General features: G+C 53.1%; 21 protein-coding genes. 7 read left to right on the plus strand and 14 right to left on the minus strand.

Going from position 1 to position 22,226, the window contains the following annotated elements:
- Positions 1-3: 3 nt before the first annotated feature.
- A complete protein-coding gene (locus NH461_RS18655) occupies positions 4-327 on the plus strand; it encodes a YdbL family protein (RefSeq protein ID WP_261604109.1) in 324 nt (107 codons plus the stop codon).
- Between the two features lie 130 nt (positions 328-457).
- Positions 458-1,402: a YeiH family protein gene (locus tag NH461_RS18660; RefSeq protein ID WP_261604582.1), complete on the plus strand. Its 945-nt coding sequence runs from the start codon at positions 458-460 to the stop codon at positions 1,400-1,402.
- Positions 1,403-1,640: 238 nt separating this feature from the next.
- On the opposite strand, the gene NH461_RS18665 is transcribed toward NH461_RS18660, so the two are convergent.
- The 9 genes from NH461_RS18665 to NH461_RS18705 form a co-directional block, all read right to left on the minus strand.
- The gene (locus NH461_RS18665; protein WP_261604110.1) at positions 1,641-1,880 is read right to left on the minus strand and encodes a hypothetical protein; all 240 of its coding nucleotides are present in this window, start codon (positions 1,878-1,880) and stop codon (positions 1,641-1,643) included.
- A 237-nt stretch (positions 1,881-2,117) separates the two neighbouring features.
- Complete coding sequence (locus tag NH461_RS18670; RefSeq protein ID WP_261604111.1) at positions 2,118-4,226, minus strand: TonB-dependent receptor family protein; 2,109 nt, start codon at positions 4,224-4,226, stop codon at positions 2,118-2,120.
- A gap of 85 nt (positions 4,227-4,311) precedes the next feature.
- Positions 4,312-5,076 carry a Fe(3+) dicitrate ABC transporter ATP-binding protein FecE gene (gene fecE / locus NH461_RS18675; protein WP_261604112.1) on the minus strand — a complete coding sequence of 255 codons (765 nt, stop codon included), beginning with the start codon at positions 5,074-5,076 and terminating at the stop codon, positions 4,312-4,314.
- Positions 5,076-6,050, minus strand: a complete 975-nt coding sequence (locus NH461_RS18680) for an iron chelate uptake ABC transporter family permease subunit (protein WP_410000138.1) — start codon at positions 6,048-6,050, stop codon at positions 5,076-5,078. Before NH461_RS18680 ends, fecE begins: the two co-directional genes overlap by 1 nt.
- Positions 6,051-6,055: 5 nt before the next feature.
- Positions 6,056-7,018: a FecCD family ABC transporter permease gene (locus tag NH461_RS18685; protein ID WP_261604114.1), complete on the minus strand. Its 963-nt coding sequence runs from the start codon at positions 7,016-7,018 to the stop codon at positions 6,056-6,058.
- A gap of 77 nt (positions 7,019-7,095) precedes the next feature.
- On the minus strand, positions 7,096-8,025 hold the full coding sequence (locus NH461_RS18690) for a Fe(3+) dicitrate ABC transporter substrate-binding protein (RefSeq protein WP_261604115.1): 930 nt from the start codon (positions 8,023-8,025) through the stop codon (positions 7,096-7,098).
- Positions 8,026-8,274: 249 nt separating this feature from the next.
- Positions 8,275-10,299: a TonB-dependent receptor gene (locus tag NH461_RS18695; protein ID WP_410000131.1), complete on the minus strand. Its 2,025-nt coding sequence runs from the start codon at positions 10,297-10,299 to the stop codon at positions 8,275-8,277.
- Between the two features lie 118 nt (positions 10,300-10,417).
- Positions 10,418-11,722 (minus strand): Y-family DNA polymerase, encoded by a 1,305-nt coding sequence (locus tag NH461_RS18700; RefSeq protein ID WP_261604584.1) that lies wholly within the window; start codon positions 11,720-11,722, stop codon positions 10,418-10,420.
- A gap of 6 nt (positions 11,723-11,728) precedes the next feature.
- Complete coding sequence (locus tag NH461_RS18705; RefSeq protein ID WP_261604116.1) at positions 11,729-12,112, minus strand: LexA family protein; 384 nt, start codon at positions 12,110-12,112, stop codon at positions 11,729-11,731.
- Between the two features lie 238 nt (positions 12,113-12,350).
- On the opposite strand from NH461_RS18705, the gene NH461_RS18710 reads away from it, so the two are divergent.
- From NH461_RS18710 to NH461_RS18720, 3 genes are all read left to right on the plus strand, one after another.
- Positions 12,351-13,325, plus strand: a complete 975-nt coding sequence (locus NH461_RS18710) for a type IV toxin-antitoxin system AbiEi family antitoxin (RefSeq protein WP_261604117.1) — start codon at positions 12,351-12,353, stop codon at positions 13,323-13,325.
- Positions 13,291-14,109 (plus strand): nucleotidyl transferase AbiEii/AbiGii toxin family protein, encoded by an 819-nt coding sequence (locus NH461_RS18715; RefSeq protein WP_261604118.1) that lies wholly within the window; start codon positions 13,291-13,293, stop codon positions 14,107-14,109. Before NH461_RS18710 ends, NH461_RS18715 begins: the two co-directional genes overlap by 35 nt.
- A gap of 234 nt (positions 14,110-14,343) precedes the next feature.
- Positions 14,344-14,742, plus strand: a complete 399-nt coding sequence (locus NH461_RS18720) for an SPOR domain-containing protein (RefSeq protein ID WP_261604119.1) — start codon at positions 14,344-14,346, stop codon at positions 14,740-14,742.
- A 203-nt stretch (positions 14,743-14,945) separates the two neighbouring features.
- Here the strand turns inward: NH461_RS18720 and NH461_RS18725 are convergent, their stop codons facing one another.
- The gene (locus NH461_RS18725) at positions 14,946-16,397 is read right to left on the minus strand and encodes an MATE family efflux transporter (RefSeq protein ID WP_261604120.1); all 1,452 of its coding nucleotides are present in this window, start codon (positions 16,395-16,397) and stop codon (positions 14,946-14,948) included.
- A gap of 177 nt (positions 16,398-16,574) precedes the next feature.
- On the opposite strand from NH461_RS18725, the gene NH461_RS18730 reads away from it, so the two are divergent.
- Positions 16,575-17,540 carry a LysR substrate-binding domain-containing protein gene (locus NH461_RS18730; RefSeq protein WP_261604121.1) on the plus strand — a complete coding sequence of 322 codons (966 nt, stop codon included), beginning with the start codon at positions 16,575-16,577 and terminating at the stop codon, positions 17,538-17,540.
- Between the two features lie 19 nt (positions 17,541-17,559).
- Here NH461_RS18730 and NH461_RS18735 read toward each other — a convergent pair whose 3' ends face one another.
- Complete coding sequence (locus NH461_RS18735; protein WP_261604122.1) at positions 17,560-18,489, minus strand: electron transfer flavoprotein subunit alpha/FixB family protein; 930 nt, start codon at positions 18,487-18,489, stop codon at positions 17,560-17,562.
- Positions 18,489-19,238, minus strand: coding sequence for an electron transfer flavoprotein subunit beta/FixA family protein (locus tag NH461_RS18740; protein WP_261604123.1), 750 nt, complete (start codon positions 19,236-19,238; stop codon positions 18,489-18,491). Before NH461_RS18740 ends, NH461_RS18735 begins: the two co-directional genes overlap by 1 nt.
- A 248-nt stretch (positions 19,239-19,486) precedes the next feature.
- Between NH461_RS18740 and NH461_RS18745 the strand changes: the two genes are divergently transcribed.
- Positions 19,487-21,133 (plus strand): electron transfer flavoprotein-ubiquinone oxidoreductase, encoded by a 1,647-nt coding sequence (locus NH461_RS18745; RefSeq protein WP_261604585.1) that lies wholly within the window; start codon positions 19,487-19,489, stop codon positions 21,131-21,133.
- A 71-nt stretch (positions 21,134-21,204) separates the two neighbouring features.
- On the opposite strand, the gene cutA is transcribed toward NH461_RS18745, so the two are convergent.
- Together cutA and NH461_RS18755 are read right to left on the minus strand one after the other, a co-directional pair.
- The gene (cutA, locus tag NH461_RS18750; RefSeq protein ID WP_261604124.1) at positions 21,205-21,531 is read right to left on the minus strand and encodes a divalent-cation tolerance protein CutA; all 327 of its coding nucleotides are present in this window, start codon (positions 21,529-21,531) and stop codon (positions 21,205-21,207) included.
- Between the two features lie 33 nt (positions 21,532-21,564).
- Positions 21,565-22,203, minus strand: coding sequence for a LysE family translocator (locus tag NH461_RS18755; protein WP_261604125.1), 639 nt, complete (start codon positions 22,201-22,203; stop codon positions 21,565-21,567).
- Positions 22,204-22,226: the final 23 nt, after the last annotated feature.

Below are 22,226 nucleotides of genomic sequence, written 5' to 3' on the forward strand. Positions count from 1 at the left end.
GCCATGAAGAAAATACTGATCTTTTTTTTCGCGCTTTGTTTTTCTGTCAGTGCCTTTGCCCTGGATCTCCAGCAGGCAAAAGATCAAGGGTTGGTCGGTGAAGCCAACACGGGCTATATTGCCCCTGTTACGGCGGCCACCACCTCTGAAGTCAGACAGTTGGTGTCTTCTGTGAACCGAATCCGCAAAGCCAATTATCAGCGCATTGCGGTCTCCAACGGCCTGACCACCGAAGAAGTCGGCAGGCTGGCGTACCAGAAAGCCGTGCAAAAAACCGATCCGGGGCATTATTACCAAAATGCCGCCGGAACTTGGGTCAGAAAATAGTCCAAAGTCGGCTGCCTGAATACGTTCAACTTTCCTTAACCCTGCCTTCAAAACATTTCAATCTATCTAACGTGATTTTCTTCGTATAATGCCCGCACAGTTTCCTTCTCCCATGGTGAATTCGCCAATGATGTCGCTTTATCAAACCTTTAAAAGCTCACGAGCCGCTGATTACAGCTTTTACCTGATTGCCTTGATCTGCCTGTTGCCAATCATCAGCTCACCTGTCGCTCTGATCCTGGGTTTCATTCTGGCCAGCCTCGGCCTGGTTCCGACACAGTTCAACCTGGCCGCCCTGACGAAAAGGTTACTGTCTTACTCCATTATCGGCCTGGGCTTTGGCATTCATCTCGATGAGGCGATTGAAGCCAGCCAGCAAGGCCTCGGGTTGGTGGTGGGATCCATTTTCTGCACCCTCGGTATCGGCTACCTGCTAACCAAGCTGTTGCGTATTGAACAGAAAACCGGCCACTTAATTGCCGCCGGGACCGCCATTTGCGGCGGGAGTGCCATCGCCGCTGTCGCACCGGCGATCAATGCGCGCGATGATCAAACCTCATTAGCACTGGCGACGGTTTTCGTGCTCAACTCGGTTGCCCTGTTTCTTTTCCCGGCCCTGGGACATCTGATGGAAATGAGCCAGCACGCCTTCGGCACCTGGGCTGCGATTGCGATCCACGACACCTCATCGGTGGTGGGCGCTGCCGGTGCCTATGGCGATGAAGCACTCAAAACCGCAACGACACTGAAGCTGGCTCGGGCGCTGTGGATCATTCCGATCGCTTTCCTCAGCGCACTGCTGTTTAAAGGCGACAGTAAAAAAATCGGTATTCCGTTTTTTATCGTCTTTTACTGTGCCGCCATCCTGTTCGCGCACTGGGTTCCGGACCTGCAACCGCTGTACGATCAGATCTTCATGATTTCAAAACGGGTACTGGTGGTGTGTCTGTTCCTGATCGGCTCTGGCATCACAGTACAGAAACTTCGCGCTGCCGGGTTCCAGCCCTTGTTGCTGGGGATCGTCCTGTGGTTGATCATTGGTGTCGGCTCACTGGTCTACATTCAGCTCTTCTGAAGACACGTTTTTATCGGCACCGGTTTCTTCCCCCATATAGCTTCAGCGGCTCCGCGAACCGACGCCATCAAAAAAGCGAGTAGCATTCACTACTCGCTTTTTCGATAGCTTCATTTGTCATACGCTAATTCTTTGCGTTCAAATCATCTATGCATACGAACCCAAACACTCAATCCTATGCATATGTATCTGAGTATACAAATTGATGGCGCTCAGTTCCGGGCCTTCACTGTTTGAACTACGGGGCAATATCGATTTTGTCCTGCGATGCACCAACGTCATCCCCCGTTTGCCGGACAGAATCCGCTCCAACCTTATCCCGTGACGGGGTTGTGCCTTTACTTTGCGTCATTGCCCGACACGCAACCGCATACAACAACAGCAAAAAAGCAGCCAAATCGGCCAACGCACTGACTAGCCCGGTGGTCATTACGGACACGACCACGAGCATCAGCACGGCTGCAATCCATTTTCTCATTCTTTCTTTCCCAGCCCGGCTCGGGCAACACCTTCTCTCTAGGGTTATTATCGAAAATCCGGCTGGGGAAAGAAAAATACCCATTCTCTCTATGAAATAGGCTTTGGTTATAATGAAAGGGAATTTAACCAGTGTTGATTATAAATGCCCTCACACTAGGGCTGCCCCTCCATCTTTGAATGAACTTTTAAGAAAGGAGCCCCTTCTCCCAAAATGAGAAGGGGCTGGCTGATTCATTTAGAAGGTGTAATTCAGATCCAGACTATAGGAACGTCCTGGCGCCGGGTAGCGTCCAACCGGGCTGACATCAATGCCTCGGAAATAATACTCTTTATCGAACAGGTTATTAATAGCGATGTTTGCACGCAGGGTGCCGCTATCGTTGGCAAACAAGTCTTTACCGACGTTGAAATTCCACACGGTATAACTCGGAACTCTGCCCGTTGAGCCACTGGCGTCTTCATCGGCTGTATTCGCGTTATCGCTGAAGGCATCGCTGAAATACAGTCCGGATACGGTGGTCTCGTAGCCACGGAAATCATAGGTTGTATCCCAGATCACCTGATGCTTTGAGGTATATGGTAGCTGATTACCCGCAAATTTCCCCTCTCGCTGCTCGGCATCCAGATAATTATAAGCCAGGTGCAGCGACAGCTCCGGTAGTGCAACCGGCGAATAGCTGCCTTCCACTTCAATCCCCTGGTGACGCGTTTCACCAATATTGTCAAACGACTGTTCACCGCTGTTCCACTGCAGCTGATCTTCAAAGTCGATGCGATACAGTGCAATGTTAAAGGTCGACTCTTCACCGGTGAAACGGGTGCCTAACTCATAGTTCCACGCCAACTCCATGCCTTCTTCGCCTTTACCGCGAATATAGGCAATCTGCGGCGCCCGCAATGAACGCTGACCATTGGCATAGCCGACCCATTCATCGGTGAAATGGTAAGCCATCGTCAGGCCCGGCAATAATTCACTGACGTTGTTATCGTCGCTCGTGCTTTTGCCCAGATCATGAAAACGCATATCAATGGATTCGTAACGCAATCCCGGGGTGACCATCAGCGTATCATCCAGGAAACCCATTTCGTTGCTGATGTAGGCCGCCCAGGCATCGGTTTTCAGATTCCAGTCACGCGGCGTTGTTGTGGTCCCATCGGCGAAAGCGGTTTGAGTCAACTTATAATCGATATCTTCATTGACAAACCGGGTTCCGATAATCCAGTTCTGACTGACGCGGGTACCCGCAACGTAGAAGTTCACTTTAGGCTCGACCCCATAAACATCAAAGGTCCGTGGAGAAGTGCGCAAGTGCGTCGACGCAATGCCCGGGTCGGCCCAGTGGCCATCACCACTGTTAAAGCCCCACTCAAAGTTACGCTTGGCATGGTGGCCAAACAGCAGTATTTCAGCTTCTGCCAGGTCCACGAATGGAAGTGTTGATATATCACGGGTATAACGGACGTTCCACCGCGTTGTCTCCCCTTCAAAGTTATCATGAGGGCGGGTTGATTGATGGCGATCTGCCTGATAGTCGGCAGGACTCAGCGCCCCCGGCATTTGCGTATCCGCATCATAGCGTTGTACAAATGCTTCTACGGATTGTAACTCATCGACCAACCACTCTGTTTTCAACTGGAAGTTCTTCACGTCGGTATCGGTGTGCTCACGGAAGCTTTCTCCGGTGAGGAAGTTACCTTCCAATTGAATTGCAAAACTATCGGATACCCAGCCACCGGTGCGCAAGTAAAAGTCATTCAACGGCGCATCACCGCCTTCAAACACAGTCAATTTATTACTGAGTTCGGTTTCCCACGTCTGCGAAATCGGCTTGGTCACCAGGTTAATCACCCCGCCGACGTTATTGGGACCATACTGAACCGCAGCCCCACCCCGAACCACATCAATGCGATCTAACGTGCTCAACGTGGAAGGGAAAATAGACTGGCCTGTATGCCCGTAAGGTGCCAGCGTCATCGGCACCCCGTCCATCAAAAACTGGGCATGTCCGCTTCGACTCGCTTTCAGGCCCCGCACAGAGATATTTGGTAGCACACCTGTTCCTGTTTCATCCTGGATCTTAATACCAGGCACCCGCTGTAAGGCGCCGTCAATTGACAGGGTTGCTGACTTTTTGATGTCATCCTGAGTCAGAACAGTACGGTTCCCCGGGTAATCTCTTACTTCTTCAATGCTTGATGTCCCAATCACACTGCCAGTGATCACCATGACCTCATCGGTTGTCTGGTATTCACTGGCCTGCGCATTCAGGGCCAAAACGACCGAACCGGCGAGCAATGAGTATTTCCAGGTGTTATGGGGTGGAGTCTGAGTTTTCTTCGCCACGCTTAATTTCCTACTTACGTCTTCAATTGATCATGCTTGCACTCACAAGCAGCTTCCATGACACTGCCAACGGCAGCTTTTATTGTTATAACGGCACACATAAAGGGGTGCCGGATACCGGATCAGCCACCACTTTGGCTTTCACCGAAAAAACATCGTTCAGTAACTGATGGGTCATAATGGCCTCGGGCGCTCCTTCAGCTTCGATGACCCCTTGCTTGAGCACCACCAGATGATCGCAATATCGCGCCGCCTGGTTGAGATCATGCAGAACAACAACAACCGTTTTTCCGGTTGCCTGCATATCACGAATAATCTGCATCAGCTCGATTTGGTGCGAGAGATCGAGAAACGTTGTCGGCTCATCCAGCATTACGATCTCAGTATCCTGAGCCAGGATCATCGCAATCCATGCCCGTTGCCGCTGTCCGCCTGACAGGCCGTCAAGCAGCGTGTGTTGAAATTCATCAACGCCAGTGCGCACCATCGCCTGCTCAACAATGTGCCGATCTTCGGATTTCAGCCGGCCCCAATGAGACACATACGGCGTGCGTCCGTACTCAACGAGCTGACGAACCGTGATCCCCTCGGGATGAAGTAAGTTCTGCGGCAACAGGGAGATATGCTGCGCAATTGCTTTCGTTACCCATTTGCTGAGTGGACGGCCGTTCAATTGAACCTGACCGGATGATGGTGTGATCACCCGTGACAGCGTTTTCAGCAGCGTTGATTTTCCGCATCCGTTCGGGCCAATCAGTGCCGTGACTTTTCCCTGTGGGATCGTCACCGAGAGGTTATGGAGAATTGCTTTCTCGCCATACCCGACCGTAACATTCATCGCATGAAGCATTACCACCCCTTATACCGTGATAACAAATAAATAAAATAAGGTGCGCCTATCACCGAAGTGATAATCCCCGCCGGAAATTCTGTTGGCGGAATGAGCCCCCGTGCCAGAATGTCGCTCACCAATACTAATAATGCGCCAATCAATGCAGCCATCGGGATCAGAACCACGTGCTTACCGCCGACCAACAATCTCGCCAGATGGGGAGACAGCAAGCCGACAAAGCTGATGGTGCCGGCCACCGACACACTGACACTGGCCAGTACCACAGACACGATCAAAGCCAGCGCTTGTACCTGAGTGACATGAACGCCCAGTCCCCTGGCAATGGATTCGCCGCTTCCCAGCACATCTAGGCGCCACGCCAGCCAGCACGCAACCGGAATTAAGCTGCACAAGACCACAAAAATAAGTGGAAACTGTTGCCAATTCCGTCCCCATAGACTGCCGGTCAGCCAGACCATGGCGGTGTTAATTTCAATGGGGTGAACAATCAGAAGGAAATCAATCCCACTGGAAAGAAAAGCACTAATCGCCACGCCCGTCAGTGCCAGCCGGGCGGGTGTCGGATGCGTCAACATCGCTGTTGTGTAGATCATCAACGCAGCAAGCAACCCGCCGGAGATTGCCGCGACAGGCAGAAACCACAGCGGTGCCTGCGGATAGATAACAAGTAAGCCGGTTGCGGCCAGTCCGGCCCCTGCGCTGATCCCCATCAAATCCGGAGAAGCTAGCGGATTTCGGATCACTCCCTGAACCAGAACGCCGGACAACCCGAGTCCGGCCCCGACCAGCATCGCCAGCACCATCCGTGGTAACCGGTAGTGATTGACGACAAAATCATGCTCTCCGCCGTTGCGTAAAGCATCAATGATCTGCGCGGTATCCAGATCGCTCACGCCGGTATACAGACTGACGATCCCGGCAATGATCAACCCGAAAATCGCAAACCCGACGGGCTTTTTCGAAAAAGCCATTTGCATTAGGTACGTCCTTTCGCGGATAAGAAGATAAAGAAAGGTGTCCCGATGAGTGCCGTCACCACGCCCACCGGTGTTTCCGCAGGAAATCCAACCGCGCGTGCCAGAACATCCGCCCACATCAGGAGAACGGCTCCGCCCAGCGCGGCAAATGGGAGTAATATTCGGTGATCTCTGCCGACCACAGCGCGACAGACATGCGGCACGATCAGGCCGACAAAGGCGATAGGACCGGCGACCGCCACACAAGCGGCGGTCAGCACAAGAATAGCGACAATCGCGAGCAAGCGGACTTTGCCTAAACCAATCCCTAAACTTTCGGCAACTTCATCGCCCAATGCCAAAGTATTGAGCTGCGGGGCAAGTGCAAAAGAGAGCAACAACACCACAGAGCAGACCGGCCACAACAACATCCATTGCTGCCAACCAGCCTCCGCCACCGAACCAGCCAGCCAGTAAATAATGCTGTAGGCCATTTCGTCAGCGATGATCAGCGCGGCCCGTGTCAGCCCGGCCAACAGAGCATTGATTGCGATCCCGGCCAGGACCAGGCGGACCGGATTAATTCGGTTACCATTCAGGTATCCCCCGAGCGCGATTACCATCAACCCGCCCAGGGCTCCACCAAACAAGGCACACAACAGCGGATGTAACTCACTGATCACCGCAACCCCAATGGCAGACAAGGCCATGAAACAAGCAGCCCCGGCATTTACCCCCAAAATGGCCGGAGATGCCAGTGGATTTCGGGTCACGCCCTGCATGAGGACACCGGCGACAGCCAGACTGGCCCCGATCATCAATGTTGACAGGACCCGCGGCAGACGGATATTGAAGATCAGCTGCTGGGCAATGCTGGCTTCATTGTAAGCCAGGGCTAGGCCCGAGAGGTCTGACAATTGCAGGGAGAAACTGGACCAGCTAAGCAAACCAACAACGACCCCACTGCCGGCCAAGGCCAACATCAGGCCCCACCTTGCCAAACATCGAAAAGAAAGCGATTTACTTGAAGCAACCCTAACGGTTGCCGAAGGCGAACGACTCATGACTGACTATTCAATAGCTTGGTTATATTCTCTGCCATGCCTTCTGCAGCCAGCATCCCGCGGCTCAGTGACCACAGGCCTGGTGACACTTCGACCACCTGGTCATGTTTTACCGCCCGTAGCAGCGAATACATCGGGCTCGATTGCCACTCATCCAGAGGGGTTTGCTCCGAATAGCGGCCAATGAGCAGCCAGTCAGGATTCGCCGCCAGCAGTTGCTCAAGGCTGGTTGGAATATAAGCTTGTTCAGTTTGCTCCGGGATCGGGCCTTTGATACCCAGTGAATCCAATACGCTGCCTGCATAAGACGCGGGGCCGTGCATCCACATGCCGCGCTCAGAAAGCACCGCAAACTGAACCGTACCGGATGCCTGGATCTCTGCTTTGAAGGCTGTCATAGTTTCCCGGTGCTGCGCCAGACGCGCCGCCATTTCTGGTGATTTGTTAATGGCCTTCGCCAGCGTGATCACCGCTTCAAGATTTTGCTGATAAGTCTCTCCCCGGCTTTTCAAAACCAGCGTCGGCGCAATACGGCTCAGGTCTTGATAAATGGTGCTGTGTCGCTCCAAATCCGCAATAATCAAATCCGGTTTGAGTTCAGCAATCGCCTCCAGGCTTGGCTGATAGCGCGAGCCGACAGATTGCCAGGTTGGGACCACAGCCTTCACAGCAGGAATAAGGCGCTCCGGTTTACCGTCGTCAGCAATGCCCAAAGGTGCCACACCAACGGCTGCCATTGCATCAACAAAGGAGAACTCGAGTGCCACAATACGCGTCGGCGTCCCCGTCAGCGTCACTTCCCCGATTTCACCTTGTATCGTTCTGGTTTCAGTTCTGGTATCAGCCGCCGATACCGAGGCACTGGAGAGCAAGCTCCCCAGCAACGTAAAGAACAGCCCAAAAACAAAATATGCTCGCTGACCCACGCCTTGTTACTCCTCTGCGTTATTTGTTAATTCCAACTAGACCTATAGGCCACTATCCGTCGACGCCGCTGGCTGCTTAAAAATAAACCACCCATTTCAATGACATCGACAAAGGCAGCAAATGAAAACAAATCTTACAATCATTTACAATAGTGATATTTCTGTTTTTAAAGAGTCGTCAAGAAAACAGCTGGCTCGAAACCGCATCGAAGAAAAAAGGCAACCCCTGAGGGTTGCCTGTCATTTTGATTAGAATTGATAACCATAGCGCAGCATGAACTCTGCTGGAGCACCGTAACCAATCTGATTCAGACCAGAGGTCCCATTTGTCGCGCCCAGGATATACTTCTCATCCAGGATGTTATACGCATTCAGCTGTACCTGATGACGACCAATGCTGTACTCAGCCATCAGATCGACTGTGGTATAATCTCCCAACGCAACCGCTTCGTCATTGCCAGCAAAACGATCACCTACATATTTCACCCCGCCGCCGAAGCGCCAGTGGTCATCCAGCTGATATGCAGTCCACAAAGAGAACAAATGATCAGAGACATCATTTGGTTTCTTCCCAGTCTCCTTATCTTCAGCATCCAGGTAGCTATAGCCGGCAGAAACATTCCACTGCTCAGTTAGCTGGCCACGGATCTCAAGCTCAACCCCTTGATGACGCGCTTCTGTTTTATCGATGACATCACCGTCAGTATTGGTTTGAGGCTGCTCCTGATCGATCCGGAACAGCGCAGCATTCAGCATCAACGAATCATCCAACAAGTACGCTTTCAAGCCCAGCTCTTGCAGGTCGGTATGGAAAAACTCTGCCAGTTTCGGATTAATATAGATCCCGGCATAAGGCAACTGCCATGAACGGGCCCATGTCGCATACGTTGAAACATCGCTCGTCAGGCGATAAACAGCGCCGGCGCGGTAGCTGATTTTTTCATCGCTCAGTGATTCTTTCTCCTGACCAAACTTTTGCTGTTCAAGATCCATCATGTCGTAGCGCACGTTACCAATCAGGGACAAGTCACCAAGGGTGTATACATCCTGAATATATAAACCGGTCGTTTCCGTCACATTGTCCCGGAACGGTTTAAAGCCCGGATCCTGCGTCGGTCCGGCAGTCGGGTTGTGAATATCTTTGCCCGGCAGCGTTTTATTGCTGGCCAGCGTCAGATCAATATCAATACGGTTGTAGTCAGCCCCGATCAGAAGCTGGTTCGCGCCAGTATCCCAGACCAACTCGGACTGTAGCGTGGTCGTGGTGCGCGGATCATAGCCAAAGTTATTGACGGTCTGTGCAACTGTATCCCCGGTCACAGCGGTACTCGCTTGCCGGGTTCCTTTTTGCTCCAGATCTATCTTGTTCCAGGAAACACGGTTATTCCATGTCAACGCATGGTTCAACGCAATTTCATAGTCGGCCGCCAGGCGAAGGCTGTCCGATTTCTGATAGTCATTCGTGCCGCCAAAGAAGGTATCCACCGGTACGTCAACCAGCTTGCCATCTTTCGATGGCACGCCCCGGTACGGGACCAGTTCTTGGTAGGCATACTCCACATCCAGATCTAACGTGTGCCCCTGCATGGGTGTCATTCTCAAGGTCGGCGCAATAAAATAATCATGTGAATCCACATGATCGACATAGGAATCACCTTCGCGGTACTCTAGGTTCACGCGCCCATTCACACTGTCTGACAATGATGTTGAGCTATCAACCTGACCCACAAACTGGTTGTTGCTGCCAACACCTGCATTGAAGCGTGTGAACTTTTCCCCGTTGGCACGTTTTGTCACCAGGTTAATCAAGCCGCCGGCAGAGCCGCGTCCATACAAGGCCCCTGCCGCTCCCTTGACCACTTCAATTCGTTCAATATTTGCCAGGCTACGGTAGGATTGCAAATTCCCGTCATCCCGCAGTCCGTCACGGTAAACATCATTGAGCGCATCAAAACCGCGGATTACGAACTGATCCCGGCTCCCCTCACCCAGCGTATTATTCACCCCAGCAACACCATCCAGGGCATCAACCAAGCGCACCGCGCCCCGGTCTTTGATTTCTGTTCCGGTCACCACGGAAACGGATTGAGGCACATCCAGCCATTCCAGATCCGTTTTCATCCCCGACGTTGGCATATGCTCAGCATAGCCTTCATAACTCTGACCATAGACAGTCAGCGTTTCTGTACTCTGGGCATCACTTTGAGCCAAGGCTGGGGCCACAACGAGTGAAATCGCCAGAGCCAGCGGGTGTCGGATAAACATTGTTTTCATTACAAATTCCATTTATAGCATTTAACAAAACCATCAACAATGCGAATGAAAACAAATGTCATTAATGTTTGCAATCATTTTGATTCACTTTTGTAATCAATTACATCCCTCACGCTGCTCAGCACTTAGCAATCTGAAGTTCATCCAGCCGGGTGGTCCAGCGATTGGACCGGAAGGCTTGGCGCATGTGCCAGTTGGTGGCGCTGATCACCGAGGCCGGTTTCACACCGTTTTTATAACGGGCATTGAGCTGATCCGTCACCGCCATCAGTTTGCGCCGCTTCATTTCATCCAGGGTACTGGCGTCAAACATGTCCAGCTGGACGTAGTGGTGCTGCACATCAGACAGATCGTCGAGGATCACCCCGATCTTCTGGTATTCGTAGCCGGGACGATAAATCCCATGCAGTTGCTCAATTGCTGAGTTTAAAAACTGATAGGTATCCTGGCTGGGACAGGCCAAAACCCGCGCGGTGCTCTTATTATATTGCGGTAAGTCTTTATAGCGGTTGGTGCGTAAAAACAGGCTGACCACCCCGGCCTGACTGCCTTGCTGACGCAGCTTCTCCCCGGCGCGCTGGCAGTGAAACGCCAATGCGGCCTTCAGCTCATCCAGTTGGCTGATCCCGACGCCAAAACTGCGGCTGGACAGGATTTGCTTACGCTTTTCATCTATATCCCCCGGTGCAATGCAGGCCGCACCCTGTAATTCGAGGACGGTTCGGGCCAGACCCACGTTCCACAACCGGCGCATATCCGCCGATTTTTGATCAGCCAGCTGCAGTGCTGTGGTGATCCCTGAGGTTCGCAGCCGGGTTGCCGTTTTTGCCCCAATGCCCCAGATGTCCTGTACATCAGTTCGCTGCAACAACCAGCGCCGCTGATGTTCGGTTTTGATTTCAGCCACACCATGCAACCGCTGCTCGTAAGTTTTCGCCGCCTGATTTCCCAGTTTGGCCAGCGTGGGCGTGGCGCCGATACCGACCCGTACCGCCAGGCCGAGATGGCGATAAATCGTGTCCCGGATCTGTTGGCCGTACGCCGTTAAATCTTCCTGGTTCATCCCGTCCAGGCGGACAAACGCTTCGTCGATTGAATACTGCTCCACCTGCGGCGAAAACCGGGACAGCTCTTCGATAAAGCGTCGGCTCATATCTGCGTACAGCACATAGTTCGAACTGCGAACCTGTACGCCCAGCTTACGAGCCTCCCGCTCGATTTTGAACCAGGGGGCCCCCCGCTGGATCCCCAAGCCTTTGGCCTGCTCGGAAATCGCCACACAGCAGCCGTCGTTATTCGACAGCACCACCACCGGCTTGCCCGCCAGTGTCGGATCAAACACCTGCTCACAACTGGTGTAAAAACTTTTGGCATCCACCAAGGCCCAGATTTGATCCCGGTAGCCCGCAAACACAGCACTCATCATGCATCAATCCAGCAAGTTATGAATATTTCGGGTCACCACGCCGAAGATTTCAGCATCTTCCGGCAAGGGAAACGGCTGGTAGCGGTGGTTTTCCGCCTTCAGCCACCACTGTTCTTGATGCCGAACCAATCGCTTACAGGTGAACTCGTCATACACCCGAACAATGACAATCCGATTGGGCACAATCGCTTCGGCGCGATCGACCACCAGCAGATCCCCGTCATAGATCCCCGCGCCTGTCATGGAATCCCCGCAAGCTCGGAGAAAAAACGTCGCGTTCGGGTGACGGATCAAGTAGTCATCCAGATCGAGCTCTTCCTGATGACCATCGGCCGGAGACGGAAAGCCGCAAGGAATTGACTCAATGAAAACAGGAAACACCGCCATACTTCACTCGCTCTATGGTTACACTATACTGTATATATATACAGTTTATTCGAGAGAAGCTATAATCGTCACCCTCAAACAACAAATTTAGTTTCAGGTGATGCTTCTCTCAGCAGTTTGAAAGCGAATAGGCTGATTTGCTGAGTGATTCGCTAGGAATAAACCAAACAGGAATTGTCTTTACACTGATGATTTTCACGATTATTATTTTTTCATGATTCATGAAATTGGACCTATCATGAAAAAAGAGCTCATCTGGCAGCATCGGCTCCCCCATACGCTGCCCCAGGACTGGCAGGTCGAAATAGAACCACAGTCCCGGGCATCGTATGACGCCCGGCTCAGCCTGACCCTGCATACCAAAACGCACAACTTTGCCGTTGTGTATAAACAGATCCACCGAAAAGAGAATCTGGCGCAGTTTCTCAAACAGACGGCTGAGACCGACAACCCCTTATTGATCTGCAACTGCCTCAGTGACTTTCTGCACCAATACTGCCGGGAGCACTACATCAACTATATTGATGAAGCCGGGAATGTGTCCATCGTCGATGATGCTGTGTATATCCTGATTCAGGGACGTGTGCCGGACACCCAACGCCCGCAGGTAAACACCATGAGTATCGGTGTCGCCAAATGCCTGTTTGCTTTGTTTGCAGAAGAAGAATTGCTGCAAAAAACGTACAGTGACATTGCTGCCAAGGCGGGGATTTCATTAGGAATGGTCAACAAAGCCATTCACTACCTGATCGATAACCATCATATTCCGGCGGAGAAACAGCATCGCCGCTTGCTGGATCCAAAAACATTACAGTATCAGTGGCTGCAGGCCTACCGTCAGACCCTCAAGCCAAAACTCAAAGCGATGACGGTCAATACACCGCTCAGTTGGTCATCCATCGCCCTGGAAGAAGGTGAGCTTTGGAGTGGTGAAATTGCCGCCTACCAACTCACGCAATACCTGACGCCGGAGCAGTGGTTACTGTTCACACGAGCCCCGTTTCAGCAAAAATTCAGGCAATACCAGGCCAGACCGGCGCAAGACGGAAAACTGACCATCGCCGCCCCGTTCTGGGGAGAAAACCTCACGCTCAATCAAACGGCTCAAGCCCTGTTATGTACGGCTGAGCTCCTGACAAGCCCGGACAGCCGAAACCGCGAAGTCGCCGAGATCCTCAATGAACAATATCTACATCTTAACCAACTCCCTTAACCCGGCGTTTGAAACCGCCCTGATCAAAGTGATCAGGGCCATTGAGCAAACCGGTAAACCCTATTTCATCGCCGGAGCCACCGCGCGCGACATCGTGCTTCACGGCGTTTTCGGCCATCCGCCGATCCGGGCAACCCGCGACATCGATACTGCAATTTTTGTCGCAGATTGGGAGGAGTTTGAAGCCGTTAAAACCGGTCTGATCCATGCCGGGCTGGAGGAAACCCGCCAGCCACATCGCCTCAAAGAGCCGGAAACCAACCTGCCGGTCGACATTATTCCGTTCGGGCAACTCGAAGATGCTCACGGCCACATTCAATGGCCGCCGGGTCATGAGGTGACTATGTCTGTCGTCGGATTTCAGGAAGCCTTCGATGCAGCCCTGACCGTGAACTTTCAATCACACCAGTTCAAAGTTGCTTCCCTGCCGGGCATCGTCCTGCTCAAACTCATGGCCTGGGATGAGCGCGGCGCAGAAAACAGCAAAGATGCCACCGACTTCTACACCATCATGGATAAATACCAGCACATTCATGACGGCAGATTGTGGGAAGACTACGTGCCCGGAGAGCAGCTGGACTATAACGTAGAGCGGATTTCGGCCTTTCTGCTCGGGTTTGATCTCAAAGATCTGTTGTCGCCCCCAACCCGAAAGGTGCTCACCCGAATTCAAGCCGCCAAGCAGGATGCGCTGATAAGCGCGATTGCCCGAACCCACAGCACCACCACGATTGATGAGATTGAAGAAAAACTCACCGCTTTCTGGTTAGGAGCCGGACAGTAAAGCGTCGGCGGTCACACACATCGGACAAGCCATTGAATTTCGTGACCGCGTCTGCCAACATACTGGATATAAAAACAGTAACCATACCGAGGATGAGGTAAGTCCCGAGAATGATATAAAACCCGACAACCAACCACCGTAACACCCATAAACCAAAAAAACATTTACCATCCGGAGAAATTAACCGCCTATAGATCATGGCAATTTCATCTGGAAGCATAAAGGGGACACTGAGTGTATAAGTTCTTTGCGGTCGCAGCGCTGCTCTTTTTGACCGGCTGTACGACAACCAACGGCCCACAAAGCCAATGTGTCGGTGCAATGACGACCCAGGAAGCCTATGGCCATCTGGATCCAAATCGTTTTACGATTCAGGTTCTGGCACTGAGTGAAGAGCGCGACGTCCGCGGTTATATCCGGGATATCAAAGGACAAGACCCAATTTGGGTCAACTGGAAACGCAGTCTGGGCAATCGCTGGTACGCGGTGATCTATGGCGACTTCGCCACCAAGGCCGAAGCCAAACGTGTCATTGATACCCTACCGGCTCGTATTCGCCAGCAGGGACCGTTTGTCCGCAGCTTCGCCGAAGTCCAGCAAGACAAACAAACCAATGTGTTTCGCATGCGTTAACACCCGGCGGCAGGTATCTCGTTCAGTAAAAATCACATCTAATCAAAATACACCCATAAAAAAGCCGGAATCATTTCCGGCTTTTTTTGTGCTGTTTTCAATCACTCAATGAGGAACCCATCCCCCCATAAAACCATAGTCCCATAAAACCATAGCCCCATAAAACCAAAGCCCGCTCATTCAAGTGAGCCTTTTCACGGACGTTAAGTCAGCACCGCAGACGGATTCTCTGACACCGCACGCACGCCGGCGCGCTCTGTACCAGACTCTACCGGGTGCGACGGCTGATGCGGATCATGCGCCGATCGTGCGTGGGATTGCTGCACCAAGCGTTCAAAGTGATTCAGGTGACGGAACAGCAAGCTCACCAGCATCACCCCGGTCGCCGCCAGGCCGATGCCCAAGCCAGCCCAGATCCCTTCCAGCCCCATGCCTTTCATCAAATACCAGGCAGCCGGCAGTCCAATCAGCCAGTAGCCGATCACCGTTGACACTGTCGGAGCCTTCACGACCTTCATCCCACGCAGAATGCTGATCGCCGCCAGTTGCCAGCCGTCCACGACAAAACACAGCGCGACCATAATCATCACACTCGGCAAGGCCGCAACCAAGTCCATCGCCAGCGCATCGCCTTCAACACTGAAGACCTGGGTCAGAAACTCCGGCCACACACTCACCGCAACCCCGAAGACCGCGCTCACTGCAGTGACCAGAAACAGCCCCAGATAGGCATAGCGGCGCACCAGTTGTGGCTCCTGACGGCCCACATGCTGACTGACCAGAATCGAAGCGGCCTGGGAAAAACCAAACGCCACATTCCAGGACAGATTCAGACATTGCAGCGCAATTTGGTGAATGGCCAGCGAAACCGCACCCAGTGTACCCGCCAGTAATACCGCCCCGGAAAACAGCGCATGTTCCAGCATCGTGGCGATCATAATCGGTACCCCGAGCCCCAGCAGCGGCAACATGATCCCGACACGATATTCACGAAGCTGCTGCAACGGATGATAGTCCCGGTATTTCGGCTGCTGAAATACCCAGTAGCCATAACCGAACATCACCAGCAACGCCGCCAGCGCCGTACCATAACCCAAACCGGCCAGTCCCAGGTTCCACTCAAAGGCAAACAGGTAGCTCAGCGGCACATTCAGCACCACCGTGACCAGAGACATCACCATCACCGAACGGGTATCACCAAACGCGCTGACCAGACTCCGCAGCACCAGCAGGATTAACGTCGGTAACATCGACCATTTCAGCGCATCTAAGTAATCCACCGCCAGCACTACGGCCTGCGGATCCTGACCGGCCATCGACAGCATCTCCGGCATCAACAGGAACACCGGTTGCAACGCCAGCGTCAAAATCACAGACAGCAGGACCCCGCCTTTCACGGCAGCGCGGATCTCCTGATCCCCCTGGGCCGGGCGGGATGCCCGCATCCCGTAAGCAATGGCGATCAGGTTTGCAACACAACCGACAGTACTGCCGGCAATAATAAACACGATCGAATACACCGTCGCGCCCAAGCCGCCACCGGCAATGGCCATAATACTGAGCTGGGCCATCATCCAGACATCAGTAAAAATCAGTAATTGGGCCACCAACTGAGAAATAATCAGTGGTATAGCGAGCGTGACCAACTTTTTCATTTTTTATTCAAGACTCACAACGCAAGGCAAAAAATCAAACCGTAACCTGCACGAAACAGGGATTACTTCTATCCTCGCTACTCTAAGGCGTAAAACTTTGCCTTTCAAACGACATTTATAGTACCTTGGCATTCTTAAAACTCATCCAAGCACTTCGCACACCTAAGTGGTTCTCCGATGGAATTAAAAAAGAGACATGCCTTATTACCCCCGTCCCTCAACGGCCTCCGGGTCTTTGAATCAGCGGCCCGTCACCTGAGTTTTACCCTGGCAGCCAGTGAACTGAATGTCACCCAAAGTGCGGTCAGCAGGCAAATCCGACAACTGGAAGAAAGCTTAGGTTTTCCGTTGTTTATCCGCCATCACCGGGCGCTGGAGTTGACCGAGCCAGGCAAGGAAGTCGCCCTGCTGCTGACCCGTCAGTACAGTGAGCTCAACCGCACGATTAAACAGTGTCGGGTTCAGGAAACCGGCACGCTGAAAGTCAAGGTCGCCATGAGCTTTGCCGTGCGCTGGCTGATCCCCCGCTTGCATTCATTTAAGGCATTGCACCCGGATTTGGATATTGTGATCTCCTCCAGCATGGGCCATACCAGTGAAGAGCTGATGCTGGACGAAGATGACTACCATGTGGCTGTCTATAACATGCAGCACGAACCGCCGAGTCGCTATCAGCAGCATTTTTTACGAAAAGAGTATCTGGCTCCGGTTTACTCCGGCCAACTCACCCGCAGCAATCAGCCAGTGTCGATTGACGAGCTGCTGAATTACCCGCGCCTGCATCCGACCTCAGATCAGAGTGACTGGAAGGCCTGGCTGAAGAGTGTTCAGCGTCCGAACCAGATCCATCAACCGGGACTCACCTTCAACACCCTGGATATGGCCCTGACCTCCTGCCTGGCCGGTCAGGGCGTCGCCATTACCGATTTGATGCTGGTGGTTCATGAGCTGGAGCAAGGCTATCTCATGCTACCGAAACACGCCGCCGTGGTCGCCAACAGCCAGTGGATGTATTACTACCACGCCACCACTGAAAGTGACGATGTCACGCATTTTATTGACTGGCTGACCGCCGAGCAGCAGAAAGAAAAAACCGCGCTGCTCAGGATGGCTGAGCAGCGCGGCTGGACAATACTGGAATAAAACGATTTTTCTGGTTTTTCTAAACCGCTTCAATCAGTTGTGGCAGAATGTCGAACAGATCGCCGACCAGACCATAGTCGGCGATTTGGAAGATCGGCGCTTCCGGATCACTGTTGATCGCCACGATCACTTTGGACTCTTTCATCCCGGCCAAGTGCTGAATAGCGCCCGAAATCCCCACCGCAATATAAAGCTCGGGCGCTACGATTTTACCGGTTTGTCCGACCTGTAAATCATTCGAGACAAACCCGGCATCCACCGCCGCCCGCGAGGCACCAATGGCCCCGCCAAGCTTGTCTGCCAGTTGCTCAATCAGGGCAAAGCTCTCTTTGTTTCCCAGCCCCCGACCGCCGGAGATCACCACTTTGGCAACCGATAAATCCGGTCGCTCACTTTGGGTCTCCGCCAGACTGATAAATTGCGCCAGATCGGTTGGCACTGCGCCCTCCAGAGCCGTGATCGGTGCCGGAGTCTCCTGCTCCGGTGCCGAGTCAAACGCCGACGGGCGGATCGTCATCACTTTCACAGGATCATGCGACTTCACCTTCGCCAACGCATTCCCGGCGTAAATAGGGCGGATCACCGTATCTTCACTTTCGATGGCAATCACATCAGAAAGTTGACCGACATCCAGCAACGCCGCAACCCGGGGCATCAGGTTTTTCCCGAACGTACTCGCCGGCGCAAGCACATGGGTAAATCGTCCGGCCAGTTCCACCACCAGCGATGCCAGATTCTCCGGCAGCTGATGCTGATAGACCACATCGTCCGCCAGCAGCACCTCATCCACCCCGGCAATCCGGCTGACCGATTCGGCGACCACGCTGCATCCACTGCCCGCAACCAACACCGATACCGGAGACGGCAGCGATCGGGCCGCCTGGATCACTTTGAACATTTCCGGCAGTACCGTCTGTTCCGCATGTGCCGCAATAATTAACGTTGCCATCAGATCACCTTCGCTTCGTTTTTCAGCTTATCGACCAGCTCCGCAACCGAAGCCACCTGAATACCACCGGCTCGTTCCGGTGGCGGCGAGACCGACAGGATCTCCTGATGACGGGTCACCGCCACGTCAAAATCAGCCGGCTGCACACATTCCATCGGCTTTTTCTTGGCCTTCATGATATTCGGCAACGACGCATAACGCGGCTCATTCAGCCGGAGATCGGTACTGATAATTGCTGGCAATTTCAGCGCTAGGGTCTCCAGACCGCCATCCACTTCACGGGTTACCGTGACAACGTCACCCTCAACGACCACCTTCGAGGCAAATGTCCCTTGCGGCCGACCGGTTAACGCCGCCAGCATCTGCGCCACCTGATTGTTATCCGAATCAATGGACTGTTTGCCCAACAGCACCAAACCGGGCTGCTCTTTATCCATCACGGCTTTGAGTAACTTGGCAACCGTGAGCGGCTCCAGATTGTTTTCCGTGTCGATGTGGATCGCCCGATCAGCCCCCAGGGCTAGAGCGGTGCGCAATTGCTCCTGGCACGCCGACTCACCGGCTGACACCACAACCACTTCTTCGGCAATGCCTGCTTCCTTGAGCCGGACGGCCTCTTCCACGGCAATCTCACAAAATGGGTTCATGGCCATTTTGACATTGTTTGTTTCCACGCCAGTGCCGTCACGATTGACCCTGATTTTAACGTATGGGTCCACCACACGTTTTATCGCTACCAGTACTTTCACGATGTCTTCCTTTTCTGATTAAAGTGACTGCCAACATGCTTCTGAACAAGCGCCGGAACCACGTCAGACCTTTGACAGCAGCCAGAGATAAGTTGACTTAAAAGCTTGACTTAAACGACATATCCGAAAGCGAATACACTTTGAGCCTAGTTGAATTTACGTTTACGTCAACTGGACTATAGTTACCAATATCGCCTCGAATGTTCAGGAAACTTTGCATGGAAAAAGAACGCATAGGAAAAGAAGACATGGAAAGAGAAAGCATGGAATTTGACGTTGTGATTGTGGGTGCAGGCCCTGCCGGCCTTTCCGCCGCCTGCCGCATGATGCAACTGGCTGAGGAGAACGGTCAGACGCTTTCGGTCTGCGTGGTTGAAAAAGGCGCGGAAGTCGGTGCCCATATTCTCTCGGGTGCCCTGTTCGAGCACCGGGCGCTGGACGAACTGTTTCCGGACTGGGAGCGACTGGATGCCCCGCTGCATACCGCCGTGTGTGAAGATCAATTTTGTCTGCTCACCAACCAGCACAATTTTCTGAATTTTCCGCTCAACCTCACGCCGGAGCCGATGAAAAACGACGGCAATTTTGTCATCAGCCTGGCCAACTTCTGTCGCTGGCTGGGCCAACAGGCTGAATCACTCGGCGCTGAAATTTATCCTGGTTTCGCGGCAGCCGAAGTCCTCTATAACGAGCAAGGCGGCGTTGCCGGTGTGATCACCACAGATATGGGGCGGGACAAAAACGGGGAGCCGAAACCAACATTTGAACCGGGCATTGAACTGCGCGCCAAGTACACCATTTTTGCCGAAGGCGCGCGCGGCCATCTGGGCAAAACGCTGATCGCCAATTTCGATCTCGACTACGATAAACAGCCCCAGCATTACGCGCTGGGAATCAAAGAGCTGTGGGAGATCCCCGCAGAACAGCACCAGCCCGGATTAGTCCTGCACGGCGTCGGCTGGCCGTTAAGCCAGTCAGACACCACCGGCGGCAGCTTTCTCTACCATCTGGAAAACAACCAGGTGGCCGTCGGGCTGATTGTCGATCTGAATTACCACAATCCCTACCTCAGCCCGTTCGATGAATTCCAGCGCATGAAGCATCATCCCCTGTATCACCAATATCTGAAAGGCGGCCAACGGATTGCCTATGGTGCCCGGGCCATTACCAAGGGCGGGTTATATTCCCTCCCCCGGCAGCAATTTCCGGGCGGCGTTCTCGTCGGCTGTGACGCCGGTACGCTCAACTTTGCCAAAATCAAGGGGAGCCATACCGCGATGAAATCCGGGATGCTGGCCGCCGAGGCGGTGTTTAGCGAGATCAGCCAAGGATTTGCGCAGACCACACCGGGCTACGAACAGCTGTTTGAACAGTCCTGGCTTTATCAGGAGCTGGATGAGGCGCGAAACTTCGGTGCCCAGATCCATAAATTCGGTAACCTTATTGGCGGCGCGCTAGCAACCGTAGAGCATAACTGGCTCAAACACCGACTGCGCTGGACCGTGAAAGATCGCAAAGCCGATCATGAATGCCTGCGCCCGCTGGAAAAAAGCCAGCCGATCGAATACCCGAAACCGGACGGTGTCATCAGCTTCGATAAGCCATCATCGGTCTATTTATCGGGGGCCCAGCACGAGGAGAACCAGCCTTGTCATTTGAAGCTGAAGGATGAAGGTTTGCCGCTGAACATGCATTTAGAGCGGTTCGGCGAGCCCAGCCAGCGCTATTGTCCGGCCGGGGTGTATGAAATTGTGACCAGCAACGGCACGCCCAAGTTTCAGATCAATGCCGCCAACTGTGTTCACTGCAAAACATGTGACATCAAGGATCCGTCCCAGAACATTACCTGGGTCACGCCGGAAGGCGGCGGTGGTCCGAACTATCCGAATATGTAGCGGCACCGAATATCCAACGACACCGAAACATGGAACCACGGCCGCATATGTAAAAACCACAGCCGGATGCGTTACGACTTGCACTCCGAGCGGATCCAGTTGAGATAATCCGGCAGCCCGGCGGTAATGGGCAGCCGGATAATTTCCGGTGTTTCATAGTCATGATGAGCGAGAATATCTGCCTCAACCTGTGCATACAGCTCAACGGTGGTTTTAATCATCATCAGCTTCTCCTGATCCTGATTCACCGCCCCTTTCCAGTGGTAGTAACTCTCGATCGACTGGACCTGAATACAGGCCGCCAGTCGCTTTTCAAGCAGGGAGTGGATAATCGCCTGGCCGTTCGCTTCATCGGCAAAAGTGGTCATCACCATACAACAGGTTTGATCTGAGCTCATGATTGTCTCGCTATCTCTATTGTGTTTGCCGGATTAAGCGGCATTGTTTTTACTGAACGCAATTTTTGCCGCCAGGCCGATTAACAGCACCCCGGACACCCCTTCGATAGCACGGCTAAACCGTGAGGCCTGCGGGCTGTTCAGAACCCAGCTTCCCAGCGTTGCGTATGCGGCATTACACAAGGTGGCCAGGCCACAGAACACCACGCCCAGGATCAGCAACTGATGGGTCGGTGACGACGCCAGGGAGGTATCGATAAACTGCGGCAGGAACGATAAGAAAAACATCGCCACCTTCGGGTTCAGGATACTGACAATCACCCCCTGGCGGAAAATATTCTGCGTCCCGCTCTGGCTCTCATCCAGCGCCAGCTTCGATTCGCCACGGGCAAAACTTCGCAGCGCACAGATCCCCAGATACAACAGGTAAGCCGCACCCAGGTATTTCACCACCAGAAATGCATACGCTGAACTGAGGATCAGCGCCGACAGACCGAAGACCGCCGCCACGGTATGAAACAGATAACCCACGCCCAGCCCCAGCGCAGCCTGAGTTCCGGCCGAGGCTTTCCCTTTCATGGTATTCGATAAAATGTAGATGACATCCGGCCCCGGGATCAGATTCAGGGTCAGCGAAGCCAGTGCAAAAAGTAATAAGGTGTGTAATTCCATAAACATAATTTCCTTGTCATTCT

Origin of the sequence: Photobacterium sp. TY1-4, from assembly GCF_025398175.1 — a bacterium.
Lineage (GTDB): Bacteria > Pseudomonadota > Gammaproteobacteria > Enterobacterales > Vibrionaceae > Photobacterium.

Coding starts and splice junctions, on each gene's coding strand:
- NH461_RS18655 (WP_261604109.1), top strand. CDS start 4: ATGAAGAAAATACTGATCTTTTTTTTCGCGCTTTGTTTTTCTGTCAGT.
- NH461_RS18660 (WP_261604582.1), top strand. CDS start 458: ATGTCGCTTTATCAAACCTTTAAAAGCTCACGAGCCGCTGATTACAGC.
- NH461_RS18665 (WP_261604110.1), bottom strand. CDS start 1,880: ATGAGAAAATGGATTGCAGCCGTGCTGATGCTCGTGGTCGTGTCCGTA.
- fecE (WP_261604112.1), bottom strand. CDS start 5,076: ATGCTTCATGCGATGAATGTTACGGTCGGGTATGGCGAGAAAGCAATT.
- NH461_RS18680 (WP_410000138.1), bottom strand. CDS start 6,050: ATGGCTTTTTCGAAAAAGCCCGTCGGGTTTGCGATTTTCGGGTTGATC.
- NH461_RS18685 (WP_261604114.1), bottom strand. CDS start 7,018: ATGTTGGCCTTGGCCGGCAGTGGGGTCGTTGTTGGTTTGCTTAGCTGG.
- NH461_RS18695 (WP_410000131.1), bottom strand. CDS start 10,299: ATGAAAACAATGTTTATCCGACACCCGCTGGCTCTGGCGATTTCACTC.
- NH461_RS18700 (WP_261604584.1), bottom strand. CDS start 11,722: ATGAGTGCTGTGTTTGCGGGCTACCGGGATCAAATCTGGGCCTTGGTG.
- NH461_RS18705 (WP_261604116.1), bottom strand. CDS start 12,112: ATGGCGGTGTTTCCTGTTTTCATTGAGTCAATTCCTTGCGGCTTTCCG.
- NH461_RS18710 (WP_261604117.1), top strand. CDS start 12,351: ATGAAAAAAGAGCTCATCTGGCAGCATCGGCTCCCCCATACGCTGCCC.
- NH461_RS18715 (WP_261604118.1), top strand. CDS start 13,291: ATGAACAATATCTACATCTTAACCAACTCCCTTAACCCGGCGTTTGAA.
- NH461_RS18725 (WP_261604120.1), bottom strand. CDS start 16,397: ATGAAAAAGTTGGTCACGCTCGCTATACCACTGATTATTTCTCAGTTG.
- NH461_RS18730 (WP_261604121.1), top strand. CDS start 16,575: ATGGAATTAAAAAAGAGACATGCCTTATTACCCCCGTCCCTCAACGGC.
- NH461_RS18735 (WP_261604122.1), bottom strand. CDS start 18,489: ATGGCAACGTTAATTATTGCGGCACATGCGGAACAGACGGTACTGCCG.
- NH461_RS18745 (WP_261604585.1), top strand. CDS start 19,487: ATGGAAAGAGAAAGCATGGAATTTGACGTTGTGATTGTGGGTGCAGGC.
- cutA (WP_261604124.1), bottom strand. CDS start 21,531: ATGAGCTCAGATCAAACCTGTTGTATGGTGATGACCACTTTTGCCGAT.
- NH461_RS18755 (WP_261604125.1), bottom strand. CDS start 22,203: ATGGAATTACACACCTTATTACTTTTTGCACTGGCTTCGCTGACCCTG.